General features: G+C 60.5%; 12 protein-coding genes. 9 read left to right on the top strand and 3 right to left on the bottom strand.

From position 1 onward, the window contains the following. Nucleotides 1-26 precede the first annotated feature (26 nt). The 4 genes from NGR_RS03410 to NGR_RS03395 all read left to right on the top strand — a co-directional run bounded on the left by NGR_RS03410 (nucleotide 27) and on the right by NGR_RS03395 (nucleotide 4,294). Nucleotides 27-1,442: an aspartate ammonia-lyase gene (locus NGR_RS03410; RefSeq protein ID WP_015886822.1), complete on the top strand. Its 1,416-nt coding sequence runs from the start codon at nucleotides 27-29 to the stop codon at nucleotides 1,440-1,442. A 12-nt stretch (nucleotides 1,443-1,454) separates the two neighbouring features. Further along, nucleotides 1,455-2,189: a phosphotransferase gene (locus NGR_RS03405; RefSeq protein ID WP_015886821.1), complete on the top strand. Its 735-nt coding sequence runs from the start codon at nucleotides 1,455-1,457 to the stop codon at nucleotides 2,187-2,189. A gap of 19 nt (nucleotides 2,190-2,208) precedes the next feature. After that, the gene (locus NGR_RS03400; RefSeq protein WP_015886820.1) at nucleotides 2,209-2,652 is read left to right on the top strand and encodes an Lrp/AsnC family transcriptional regulator; all 444 of its coding nucleotides are present in this window, start codon (nucleotides 2,209-2,211) and stop codon (nucleotides 2,650-2,652) included. A gap of 211 nt (nucleotides 2,653-2,863) precedes the next feature. Next, entirely contained in the window at nucleotides 2,864-4,294 is a 1,431-nt protein-coding gene (locus NGR_RS03395; RefSeq protein WP_015886819.1) for an aldehyde dehydrogenase family protein, read from the top strand. On the opposite strand, the gene NGR_RS03390 is transcribed toward NGR_RS03395, so the two are convergent. Beyond that, on the bottom strand, nucleotides 4,288-5,217 hold the full coding sequence (locus NGR_RS03390; protein WP_015886818.1) for a LysR family transcriptional regulator: 930 nt from the start codon (nucleotides 5,215-5,217) through the stop codon (nucleotides 4,288-4,290). The two genes, NGR_RS03395 and NGR_RS03390, sit on opposite strands and share 7 nt — an antisense overlap. Nucleotides 5,218-5,308: 91 nt before the next feature. Here NGR_RS03390 and NGR_RS03385 point away from each other — a divergent pair, with 91 nt between their 5' ends. The 5 genes from NGR_RS03385 to NGR_RS03365 all read left to right on the top strand — a co-directional run bounded on the left by NGR_RS03385 (nucleotide 5,309) and on the right by NGR_RS03365 (nucleotide 9,884). Next, nucleotides 5,309-6,487: a DSD1 family PLP-dependent enzyme gene (locus NGR_RS03385; RefSeq protein ID WP_015886817.1), complete on the top strand. Its 1,179-nt coding sequence runs from the start codon at nucleotides 5,309-5,311 to the stop codon at nucleotides 6,485-6,487. Further along, complete coding sequence (locus NGR_RS03380; RefSeq protein WP_015886816.1) at nucleotides 6,487-6,912, top strand: RidA family protein; 426 nt, start codon at nucleotides 6,487-6,489, stop codon at nucleotides 6,910-6,912. The genes NGR_RS03385 and NGR_RS03380 overlap by 1 nt, the downstream gene beginning before the upstream one ends. A gap of 29 nt (nucleotides 6,913-6,941) precedes the next feature. Then, the gene (locus NGR_RS03375) at nucleotides 6,942-8,264 is read left to right on the top strand and encodes an NAD(P)/FAD-dependent oxidoreductase (protein ID WP_015886815.1); all 1,323 of its coding nucleotides are present in this window, start codon (nucleotides 6,942-6,944) and stop codon (nucleotides 8,262-8,264) included. A gap of 137 nt (nucleotides 8,265-8,401) precedes the next feature. Next, nucleotides 8,402-8,755 (top strand): cupin domain-containing protein, encoded by a 354-nt coding sequence (locus tag NGR_RS03370; protein ID WP_015886814.1) that lies wholly within the window; start codon nucleotides 8,402-8,404, stop codon nucleotides 8,753-8,755. A 289-nt stretch (nucleotides 8,756-9,044) separates the two neighbouring features. Continuing rightward, nucleotides 9,045-9,884, top strand: a complete 840-nt coding sequence (locus NGR_RS03365; RefSeq protein WP_164923842.1) for a GNAT family N-acetyltransferase — start codon at nucleotides 9,045-9,047, stop codon at nucleotides 9,882-9,884. 169 nt (nucleotides 9,885-10,053) lie between these two features. Here the strand turns inward: NGR_RS03365 and NGR_RS03360 are convergent, their stop codons facing one another. Both NGR_RS03360 and NGR_RS03355 read right to left on the bottom strand, forming a co-directional pair. Next, nucleotides 10,054-10,407 carry a cupin domain-containing protein gene (locus NGR_RS03360; protein WP_015886812.1) on the bottom strand — a complete coding sequence of 118 codons (354 nt, stop codon included), beginning with the start codon at nucleotides 10,405-10,407 and terminating at the stop codon, nucleotides 10,054-10,056. 132 nt (nucleotides 10,408-10,539) lie between these two features. Further along, nucleotides 10,540-12,036: an NAD-dependent succinate-semialdehyde dehydrogenase gene (locus NGR_RS03355; protein ID WP_015886811.1), complete on the bottom strand. Its 1,497-nt coding sequence runs from the start codon at nucleotides 12,034-12,036 to the stop codon at nucleotides 10,540-10,542. Nucleotides 12,037-12,423: the final 387 nt, after the last annotated feature.

The raw sequence follows: 12,423 nt of genomic DNA, 5'->3' as shown, positions 1-12,423 counted from the left end.
GGAATTCAGGCTACGGGGAGTAGAGAATGGGAACTGTACGCATAGAGGCCGACTTGATCGGGTCTCTTCCGATCCCTCGTAATGTTCTGTACGGCGTCCACACTCGTCGAGCCGAGCTCAACTTCGACGTTTCGGGCCTTCGGCTGAAAGACTTTCCCGAACTTATCCAATCTATGGCTACGGTCAAGAAAGCGGCCGCTCTCGCGAACGCTGAGCTTGGTCTTCTGCCGGTGGAAAAAGCATGGGCGATCTCCGAAGCCTGCGATGATCTCATCGAATTGAAGGGTGTCGATGAGAACTTCCCGATCGATATGATGCAGGGCGGCGCTGGGACGTCGACGAATATGAATGTTAATGAGGTGGTAACGAACCTGGCGCTCTTGAAGCTCGGGGCCGATGTCGGCGATTACGCAAAGCTGCATCCCAATGATGATGTGAACCTTTCCCAGTCGACCAACGATGTCTATCCCACCGCGCTCCGTCTGACCATACTTCGCGCTTGTGACGGGCTGATAGCGTCCCAGGTCGGCTTGCGCGGCGCATTCCGTGCAAAGGCAAGTCAGTATGCGGCTGCGTTGAAGGTCGGCCGCACTCAGTTGCAGGATGCTGTTCCGATGACAGTAGGGCAGGAATTTGAAGCGTTCGCGGAGCTCCTCGACGAAGATATCATCCAACTGCAGTCAGCTTCCAAGCTGTTGAAAGAGGTCAATCTCGGTGGATCTGCAATCGGCACCTCAATCAACGTCCCTCCCGGATTTTCCGGCGCAGCTTGCGTGCACCTTACGCAGATCTCGGGAATCGACGTCTTTCCGGCCCGAAACCTGATTGAGGCCACATCTGATGCGGGCGGGTTCGTTTCGTTCTCCGGTGTTCTGAAACGAATCGCAGTGAAGCTGACTAAGATCTGCAATGACTTACGTCTACTGAGCAGTGGACCTCGCGGGGGCCTGGGTGAAATCCGACTGCCGCCTATGCAAGCGGGATCCTCAATCATGCCCGGCAAAGTCAATCCCGTCATTCCGGAAATGATGAACCAGATCGGGTTCCAGGTTATCGGAAATGATCTCACGGTAACGCTCGCGGCCAGCGCGGGGCAGTTGCAACTGAATGCAATGGAGCCAGTGATGGTTCTCAACATCCTTCAATCCATGCGGATGCTGACGCGGGGGATGGATATTTTTAAGCAGCGATGCATCGACGGAATTGAAGTCGACGTCGACCGCTGTAAAGCCCTCCTGGACCAGTCTCTCGTGCTCGCGACGCCGTTGGCAATGCTTATCGGGTATAGCAAGGCAGCGTATCTTTCCAAAAAGGCGCTGACTGAAAAGCGGGAATTGCGGCAGGTCGTGGAAGAGGAAGGAATTTTGGCGCCTGGCCAAATTGACGAGCTCTTTGAAGGCAGCTCGGATTTCGCAAATACTTCGCTGAGTTCATCGGTCTGATAGGGTAGGAAAATGGCTGTTTTTACAGAGCTCTCTGACGAAGATCGCCAATCGATCACTGCAGCCTATGGTTTTATGTCGCTCTTGTCAGTGATTGGGATCGCTGACGGCGACACTGAGACCACCTACCTGTTTCGCGCCCAGGAAGGCGAATTCATCGTTACGCTTTTCGAGAACGGAGCCCAGCCCTTAGATCTCGAAAAAGCCTTCGAAACCATGGAGGAGCTCCATCGAAAGGGCGTCCCCTGCCCCAAACCGCTGCGCACCGTCGATGGCCACGCCACGTGCCGGGCCGCGGGTCGATTGGTTGCCGTCGTCAGCTTCGTACCGGGTTCCTCATCCACCATTGCAGGCGCGGCAAAATGCCGAAGCCTGGGTCGTGTGATGGCTCAAATCCATACTGTCTTGGAACGAAAGGTAAAGCGCACATCAGCGGATCTTCCAACTGGGGCAGTTCATGGCGCGTTGGCCCGAGAGAATGTCTTTTTTCTTGGAGAGGACGTAAGCGGGGTCATTAATTTCAGGCTGCGGCACGAAACCAACGGCGAACTGAACAAGGAGCGGGCGCGCGCCCTGCTGCAGGGTTATGAAGAGGTTCGAGGCCTGACCGGCGCGGAAAGGGAGGCATTGCCAGGCTTCATAATGGCTTCGACATCGAAGCGATTTGCGAGCCAGAAGGAAAGAGCCTTCCTACCGGAAATCGCCGTGGTAGCGTATCGATCGGTAACGCCCGAAATCACAGGCTAATCGACCCGGCACCGACCCCATGAAATATCTTCTCGATCGAACCGACGAACAGATACTTGTCGAATTGAAGGCCAACGCCCGGATCTCGCACGCGGAGTTGTCGGCGAAGGTGAATCTCTCGCGTAACGCCGTGCGAGTGCGGATCGAACGACTTGAGCGCGAAGGCTTCATTAAAGGATATACGATCGTCACCGGCGATGGGGGGAGTAGCCAGCACGTTACGACCGCACTGATCTTCGTCTATCGGCACGATCGCATGAGGGGCGGCGACGTTATTCAAGCGCTGCGGAAAATCCCGGAAGTCGTGGCTTGCGACGTTATGACCGGCGACTTCGATCTCCTCGTCAGGGTCGAGTCTCCCGAGGCCGACCGCATCCGGCAGATTTGGCAGCAGATAGCCGAGATGCCGGGGGTGCGCGATACCCTGACTGCGTTTGCCCTCTCCTCTGTAATCCGGAAATAGAGCGCCGCAAAACAGGGGCACATCTTGTTTGGACGTTACCGCAAAAGGAGACGCGTTCAGATCAGCGATCGCTCGACACCGAGCGTAGACGCGTTTGTTAACTCCCTTCTTAAGCCGACATTCAGGCGACTTAAATGTCGCCTTCAGGTGAAATGAGGCATGCTTCTGACGCAGGCCCGCCCCAGCCGTATGGCACTACCAAGAGGTTCAAATGACGATAACCGAACGAGGAACCCAGTTCTATATTGGCGGGGAGTGGCAAGAACACGCGGACGCAACAAGTCTGCCCGTCGTTGATCCCGCCTCGGAACGGGTTATCGGCCATATCGCCGCCGGAGAGGCAAACCACGTCGATCTCGCGGTTGCGGCAGCGCGCAAGGCCTTCCCGGCCTTCTCTCAATCATCTGTGCCCGAGAGGCTTGAGCTCCTCGGCAGGGTGCATTCGCTCCTGAAGGAGAGAGCGGAGCTGTTCGCCGAGGCGCTCGTGATGGAGATGGGGGCGGCGATCAGCTTTGCGCGGGCCTCGCAGGTTCCTTTTGCCGCGGAACACATTCGTGTCCAGATGGAGGTGCTCGAGAACTACCGGTTCGTGACGGTCGATGGGCGCACCGCAACGGCCAAGGAGCCGATCGGCGTTTGCGCCCTGATCACCCCGTGGAACTGGCCACTCTACCAGATCACCGCCAAGCTTGCCCCAGCGATCGCGGCGGGCTGCACCGTCGTCCTCAAACCCAGTGAGCTGTCCCCCTACAGCGCCTTGCTCTTCGCCCAACTGATGCATGATGCCGGCACTCCGCCAGGCGTGTTCAACCTGGTCAATGGCACTGGAGAGAGTGTCGGCGCAGCTCTCTCCAGCCACCCAGAGGTCGACATGATCTCGATCACCGGCTCGACGCGTGCGGGGGTACTCGTCGCGCAGGCGGCGGCCCCGACGGTCAAGCGGGTGGTCCAGGAACTTGGCGGCAAGTCCCCCAACATCCTGCTGAATGATGCTGATTTCGCCGAGGCGGTACCAAAAGGCGTCCTTGCCGGAATGCGCAATGTCGGCCAGTCGTGCAGCGCCCCGACACGCATGCTCGTGCCCGCCCATCGGCTCGCCGAGGTCGAGGATCTGGCCAGCAAAACCGCACATGCCATCCGCGTCGGCGATCCGAGGGATCCGGCGACCGCAATGGGGCCCATCGCCAATCGCGCCCAGTATGAGCGGGTGCAGACCATGATCCGGGCGGGAATCGACGAAGGCGCGAAGCTCCTGTGCGGCGGACTGGGACGCCCGGCAGGTCTCGATCGAGGTTTCTTCACGCAGCCGACGATTTTTTCCGAGGTTCGGCCAGAGATGCGCGTTGCTCGCGAGGAGATCTTTGGGCCGGTCCTTGCGATCATGCCCTACCGGGACGAAGAAGAGGCAATCACGATCGCCAACGACACGGTCTATGGACTGGGAGCCCATGTCCAGTCCCCGGATCCGGAGCGGGCTCGACGAGTCGCCGCGCGGATCCGCGCCGGGCAGGTTCACATCAACTATCCGGCGTGGGACGGGACGGCCGCGTTCGGTGGCTACAAGCACTCGGGCAATGGGCGCGAATATGGCGTGCACGGGCTTGAGGAGTATCTCGAGACGAAGTCCATTCTGGGCTATTGACCACCCGGTTCCGCACAAGCCGCTTGCCAGGGCGGCGGCTTCAGCGCTTGTCGAAGCATCGTCAGGAAAGCAGTAGTCCGGGCGCTTCGCCCGTGACGCGAGCCGAGCATCGCGACGATGTCGGCCGGTGGGAGCTTCCAGTTGGGCAGCACCTGCTGCAGCCGTCCGTCAGCGAGATCTTCTGCCACGTTCCACTCGGAACGGATCATGATGCCCTGACCGGCAAGCGCCCACTCGCGGATGACGGCACCATCGTTGCTCGACATGACCGGATTGACGCGCACCGTCGCCATCTCCTGTCGCGGCCCCTTGAAGCGCCACAGCGTCACGTCCTCGTCGTTTTCCCGAACGGCAAGACAGCGATGCTGAGCAAGATCAGCGGGCGTTGAAATCGGTGATGCCGAGTCGAGGTACCTCGGACTTGCGCAGAGTATTCGAGGGTTCGGCGCCAGTGTCGTGACGACCTGGTCCAGATGCCCCGGCGCCCCAATGTGAACAACGACATCATAGCTTTCGACGAGCAGAGCCGCCGGATGATCGGACAACTGCAGCGTAGCGGTCGCGCCGCCGTGCTCTCGTGCGAACGCTTCCACGACCGGGGCCACATAGAGCCGTCCAAAGCCGTGTGGTGCGGCGACCCTGAGGTGCCCGCGAACCGCGCCTCTGCGATCAGCTAGGGCTTCGGCAAGCGAATCGATGGTCTCGCTGACGATAACGCTGTGAGAAGCAACCAGCGAGCCCTCTTCCGTGAGGCGCAGCCGCCGTCCGGACCGATCGATCAGCCGCACCCCGACTTTCTCTTCCAGCGCTCGCAGGCGCTGTGTCACTGCCGGAGGCGTAACGTTCAGCTTTCTCGCGCTTTCCGCGAGAGATTTCGAGCCTGTCAGCACCGAAAAGAAGGCAAGGTCATCGGACGTCAACATTAATGAAAACCTGAAGCAAACATTCACTTGTCATTAATTGTCATCTTTATGATTTGACCGCAAGGTGAAAACCCGAATTGGAGATCAGATCATGGTCCTAGCGACGATCGACCCGACCACCCGGCTGGCCGCCTCGACCAGCCTTGAGGACCTGGAAACACCCTGTTTGGTCCTGCACGCCGACCGAATGGACAGGAATGTTCAGCGGCTCAGGAGCCGACTTGACGCCATGGGAGTGTCACTCCGGCCCCATTTGAAGACCGCTAAGTCGATCGAAGTCGCACGGCGGGTGATGAGCTCGCCGGAGGGGCCGGCGACCGTCTCTACCCTGAAGGAGGCTGAACAGTTCGCGGCGGCAGGCGTCCGGGACATAATCTATGCGGTCGGCATCGCCCCAGCGAAGCTCGCGCGTGTCGCGGAACTGCGGGCGAGCGGCGTCGATCTCGTCGTCACTCTGGATACTGTTCTGCAGGCACAAGCGGTGGCCGAGGCGTCTCGGCAGAGCGGGACGCGCATCCCGGCCATAATCGAGATCGATTGCGACGGCCACCGCTCCGGTGTGCGACCTACTGACCAGGCGCAGCTGGTGGAAATCGGGCAGGCGTTGACGGCAGGTGCCGAGCTGCGTGGCGTGCTCACCCATGCCGGCGACAGCTATAAGGGCGGAGGTGTCGAGGCGCTGCGGCTCTACGCGGAAACGGAACGATTGGCCGTCGTGGAGGCCGCGCGCATTTTGCGGAACGCGGGGCTGCCCTGCCCGGTCGTCAGCGTCGGCTCGACCCCGACGGCCCATCACGCAACGGATCTTGCTGGAGTGACGGAAGTCCGCGCGGGCGTGTTCGTCTTCTTCGACCTGGTGATGGCTGGGCTTGGTGTTTGCCAAATCGACGATATCGCGCTCAGCGTGCTCGCAACCGTCATCGGACACCAGCGCGAGAAAGGCTGGATCATAACCGATGGCGGATGGATGTCTCTGTCGCGGGACCGCGGCACTGGCAAGCAGGCCGCCGACCAGGGCTATGGCCTGGTCTGTGACATGGATGGCGCGCCCTATCATGACATCATCGTTGCCGACGCGAACCAGGAACATGGAATCATAGCGGTGCGCCCCGGATCGAATGCACGACTCCCGGATCTGGCGGTCGGAGACCGGGTGCGGATCCTGCCGAATCACGCCTGTGCGACCGCTGCGCAGCACGAAACGTATCACGTGGTCCGCGGCCGCTCGCACGCTGTCGAGGCCCGTTGGACCCGCTTTGGAGGCTGGTGATGCCCAAATCCATGACAGTGAATACCGATCGAGCGCCAAGCCCGGCGGGCCACTACTCACAAGCGAAGCTCGTCGGTCAGCACCTCTACATTTCGGGCCAGCTGCCGATCCGACCGGGTGGAGAAGCCCTGCCGGACGACAGCTTCGAGACCCAGGCGGTACAGGCCCTCGACAACCTGCTGGCGATCCTTGAAGCCGCAGGCGGAACCCCGGCCGATCTCGTCAGGGTGACCGCCTACATCGTCGGCGTGGCCAATTGGCCCCGCTTCAACCAGGTTTATTCGGCGCGACTAGGGGATTCCCGCCCGGCTCGCACCGTCGTTCCGGTGCCGGAACTGCACTATGGATATCTCGTCGAAGTCGATGCGATAGCCGTCATTGCCTCAGATGCTCCTGCCGGAGGGGCAGGAAACAGTGCCGTTTAGATCGGCCGCCAAAGTTCAGGTCAGCCCCCATGTCTCCAATCGTCAAACGCATACAGAACGATCCAAAGCTTCCCGCCCAGGCGGATGTCGTCGTCATCGGCGGCGGCATCGTCGGTGCAACGGCAGCTTTCTTTCTCGCAGAGCGGGGGCTGTCCGTCGCTCTGGTCGAAAAAGGCCATGTCGGCTGCGAGCAGTCGAGCCGCAACTTTGGTTGGTGCCGGCGGCAGATGCGGGATGCGCGCGAGTTGCCGCTCTCAGGCATCGCGTTGCAAGCTTGGGATGAGTTCGCGGCGAAGATCGGTGACGACGTCGGCTTCCGCCGATGCGGTCTGCTTTACGCCACGGACAATCCGAAGCAGCTGGCGGAATGGGAAGCATGGCGTGAGACGGCCCGCCCGTTCAACGTCAATACGAAGATGCTGAGCGCCAGGGAAGCGGCTGCCGCAATTCCGGCGAAAGGCCGCCAATGGCTTGGCGGGGTCCATTCGATCAATGACGGCAAGGCCGAGCCCGCGATCGCCGCGCCGACGATCGCGAACGGCGCTCGCAAATTTGGGGCGACGATCCACCAGGAATGCGCTGCCCGAGGCCTCGATATGGTCAATGGAGCGGTGGCGGGGGTTATCACGGAAAAGGGGACCATCCGGACGCAAGCCGTTCTTTGCGCCGGTGGTGCCTGGACGTCGATGTTTTGTCACCAGTACGGAGTCCTGTTCCCGCAGGCGAGCGTGCGCCAGACGGCGCTGCGTACCCGACCCACAACGGACCTGGGTGAGGCGATCTATACGCCGGAGTGCGCGTTGACCCGCCGGTTGGATGGCAGCTACACGCTTGCGATCAGCGGCAGGGCTACATTGGATATCACTCCACAAGGCCTTCGCTACGCCCGCTCGTTCATGCCGATGTTCATGAAGCGTCTGAAAGCGGTGCAAATAGGCATCAACGGGTCCTTCTTTCGTGGTCCGGAGGCATTCGCTAGCTGGAATAGCGACACGACGTCGCCGTTCGAGCGGATGCGCGTTCTTGACCCGGCGCCGAGCCGCCGCACGATCGCGGCTATTCTGAAAGGTGTCACAAACCAGTTCCCTGCACTAACGGGCATCGAAGTCGCCGACAGTTGGGGAGGCTATGTGGATTGTACGCCGGACGCGGTACCGGTCATCTCGCAGGCCGATGGTGTGAAAGGCCTTTACCTGGCCGCGGGCGGTTCCGGCCACGGCTTCGGGCTCGGGCCGGGCATCGGCCGTCTGGCAGCCGACCTGGTTGCCAATGATACACCCTGTGTCGACCCCGCGCCCTTCCGGCTGTCGCGCTTCTTTGACGGCTCCAGAATCAAGGTGGGCGGAATCTGATGGTGTGGATGAAGCTCGTGTGAGGTCGGCGCAACAGGTTTCGCCTGGGCGAGGAGCCCCGATGCGTCCCCAGTTCCCCCGCGACGCGGGCCAATTCGCGGATATCACTTTCACTCAGGTAAAAAACGGAGAACCAGATGTCACTACTGAAAACCATCGACCCGAATCCATCGTTTGAACCAAAGCATAGGACTGCCGAGCCGGATCGCCTGATCGCCGGCAGCCCCGCTTTCAAGACCTGGTTGCAGGACACCGCCAAGGAGGGCAGAGTCAATACCGGTGTTTTCGAGGCGACCCCGGGCGAGACGCACTCCATCAAAGGCGAAACGTTTGAGTTCTGCCATATTGTCCATGGCGTGATCGAATTGACCGAGAAGGGTAAGGAGCCGGTCATTTATCGCGCGGGCGACAGTTTTGTCATGAAACCCGGCTATGTCGGAGTCTGGAAAACGATCGAGACGGTGCGGAAAATCTTCGTCACAGTCACCTGATCACTCGAAGGAGCGATGCCGTTTCGAGGTGCATTGTCTCCTGATTTCAGGGTGGGAACGGACCGATCCGGCAGGCAGGGCCTTTCGATCGGCTTCATCCCGAAATTGGATGGGCGGTCTATCCGCCCATGCCGACTTCCAACCCCGGCTCGCGCTTGCAGCGGAAGCCCCTTCGAAGAAGGGTTCGCCCATCGCTGTCGTCGCGGGTACAGCCTGAAACTTCAATATTTCACCCGTATCGCGACAACCCGCCGAGGTGAGCTTAGAGGCCAACGAAATGGATAAACCCATGCAAACGGAAACGGTCACTATCGCGCCTTTCGAGGCTCACCATCTGGATGGTGCACTGGCGCTGTCGCGGGCAGCGGGCTGGGCGCACAGGAGAGAAGACTGGAAAATGATTTGGTCGATAAGCGAGGGACGCGTTGCGCTCGCGGGTGACCGTGTGGTGGGCACGGCGCTGATGACCCCCTTCAGCAGCACCTGTTCAGCCATCAACATGATTATTGTCGACGAAAGCCAGCGTGGCCAGGGACTGGGACGACAATTGACCACCGCCGTGATCGAACTCGCCGGGGATCGGGAATGCCGTTTGACGGCGACGAGTGACGGCTTACCTCTTTACGAGAAGCTGGGGTTCGTTGCGACGCATGAAATCCTTCGCCATCAGGGTGTTGTGGGTCGGGTCGATACACCTGAAAATGTCGGATGGATCGCGCCCGACGACGCCCTGTCGGCAATCAAAGCGCTCGATCGTACGGCCTTTGGCGCCGATCGGGGCCCCCTCCACGATGCGCTGGCGAAGGAGGGACCGTTCGCCGTTGTCCGCAACGGTGACAATATCGTCGCCTTCGCGGCCACGCGGCCTTTCGGGATCGGCGAAGTCGTCGGGCCGGTCGTGGCAGAGAACGCCGAACAGGCGCGGGATTTGATCGCCTTCATCCTCTCCAGTAAGGAAGGCCGTTTCGTGCGCATCGACATCCCTGAACAGAGCGGCCTTTCGTCCTTGCTCGAAGGTTGGGGGCTGCCTCACGATGGCGGCGTGGTTGCGATGGCTCGAGGCGCTACCGGCGTGCCGCAAACGCCGGAGGTCCGAACTTTCGTCCTGGCCAGCCAGGCTCTTGGCTGACCTGAATATCTCCAGGGCATACTGCTTGGAAGCACGGGACTGGGTTTAGTAGACGCTGGGGCGAATAATCCGCCCAGCCCGTTTTGGGCATTGCCGACCGGCGGGCCTCCCCTGCCAGGTCCCTCCGTCCTCGCCTTAGAAATAGAAGGCAGGCGCTCGGCGGCAACGATCAAGTGACGGTGACGTAGATTTTCCGTACCGTCTCGATCGTTTTCCAGACCCCGACATAACCGGGTTTCATCACGAAGCTGTCGCCGGCGCGATAAATGACCGGCTCCTTACCGTTCTCTGTCAGCTCCACCACTCCCTGCAGGATATGGCAGAACTCAAAGGTCTCGCCCTTGATGGAGTGCGTCTCGCCGGGAGTGGCCTCCCAGACGCCGGTATTCACCTTGCCCTCTTTGTCGCTGTCCTGCGCCCAGGTTTTGAAGGCGGGTGCCCCGGCAATAAGGCGATCCGGCGCGGGCGTCGCGTGCTTCGGTTCGAAGGAAGGATTCGGGTCGATCGATTTGAGTAGTGACATCTGGTTCTCCATTTTCACCCGAGTGAAAGCAAATCCGCGTCATCGACAGACAAGACGGACGCGAGTCGGCCCCGACCTCGGTACGGGATTGTCAAATAAACGGTAGAGGAAGCGGTCAGAATCGCCGGGTGCCTACCAGCTTGCGGCGATGTATTTCGTTTCGAGATATTCGAGCATGCCGTGGTGGCTTCCCTCGCGGCCGAGGCCGCTCTGCTTCATGCCGCCAAACGGCGCGGCAGCGTCGGAGACGACGCCTCGGTTGATTCCGACCATGCCGCTTTCCAACCGTCCGGCGACCGAAAGCGCACGTTTGAGGTCACTGCTGAACACATAGGACACCAGCCCGTATTCGGTGTCGTTGGCCATCTGGACGACCTCGTCCTCGGTTTCAAATGCAATGACTGGCGCAACCGGCCCGAAGATTTCTTCGCGAAGGATCTCGGCATCGGGAGAAACGTTTGCCAGTACGGTAGGCAGATAATAGAATCCATCGCCGTTCAACCTGCTGCCACCCGTGATCAGGCGGGCTCCCTTGGCAATGGCGTCGTCCACCAGGCGTTCCACCTTGGCGACCGCGGCCTCGGTGATCAGTGGCCCGAGTTGCGTGTCCGGAGCCAGCCCTGGTCCGACATTGAGTACGGCCATCTCTTCCGCGAACCGCCGCGTGAAGTCCGCCAGAATCCCCTTCTGGACATAGAAGCGGTTCGCAGCAGTGCATGCCTCGCCGCCGTTGCGCATCTTGGCAACCATTGCTCCGGCGACAGCCGTCTCGAGGTCGGCATCGTCGAACACAACGAAGGGCGCATTGCCGCCGAGTTCCATGGAACAACTGACGACCTGGTCCGCAGCCTCGCGCAGCAATGTCCGGCCGACGCCTGTCGAGCCGGTAAACGACAGTTTCCGTACCCGCTTGTCATGCAGCATGGCGCTGACCACGGGGCCGGCCTTCCGCGTTGTCACGATGTTGACCACTCCGGCCGGAACGCCGGCCTGACGCATGATCTCGCCGATCGCCAGCGCCGTCAGCGGGGTCTCCGCTGCGGGCTTCAGGATGCACGTGCAGCCCGCGGCCAGTGCGGGTGCCATCTTTCGGGTCGCCATTGCCGCGGGGAAGTTCCAGGGTGTCACCAATACGGCGATACCAATCGGCTCATGGTTGACGATGATATGGTTGGCGCCGGAGGGCGCAGGTCCGAATTCGCCCGGCGCCCGTACAGCTTCTTCCGCGTACCAGCGGAAAAATTCGGCGGCATAGGCGACCTCCGACCTGGCGTCCGCGAGTGCCTTGCCGTTTTCCACGGTGATCAGTTGTGCCAGCCATTCAGCCTGTTCGAGCACAAGGTGAAAACACTTCATCAAAACGTCCGAGCGACGCCGCGGCGAGGTCGCCTTCCAAGCCGCTGCGGCCTTTTCCGCTGCATCGACCGCGGATATTCCATCGGCGATATCGCCATCGGAAACGGTGGCGATCACATCTCCGGTCGCGGGGTCGACCACTTCAAAGGTGCGGTCTTCTTTTGCAGAAACCCATTGGCCGCCGATGAACAGTCGCGTAGGAGCATCGCGGACTACTGCAGCCGAGGCGGGAGAGACAAGCGGGGTTGTTTTTTGCGCGGGAGTTGGCTTCACGTTCAGCACCTTCGCTACCAATCAGGTTCGACACGCGATCAATATAAGATTGGTTTTCGAATTGGTGTCAACATAGATCAAATTGGTTGCGGAAATAATTTGCGACGCTCATGAACGCGCTCCCCCCCGAAGCACCAGGTTCTTCGACTAACGCCACTACGCGCAAAACGATCTCGAAGCGGCCGCTTTTAACTTCCCCGCCGCTCTCTGGTGCTGATCAATGCGCCTTGGTACCGGTTCTCGGTCACAATAATCCGTCGCGACACTCATCAATCGAGGAAATACTGATCGCCGTATTGGTGACCCTGCATCACCAAAAGCCGTCAGCAAAATTCGATAGTCCGGTGCGGTCGCTTGGGTGTATCACCAGGCAGCCGCAACGATGGA

Origin of the sequence: Sinorhizobium fredii NGR234 (assembly GCF_000018545.1) — a bacterium.
GTDB lineage: Bacteria > Pseudomonadota > Alphaproteobacteria > Rhizobiales > Rhizobiaceae > Sinorhizobium > Sinorhizobium fredii_A.
The sequence above is the reverse complement of the archived record's forward strand: the minus strand, read 5'-3'. Positions and strand labels throughout refer to the sequence as shown.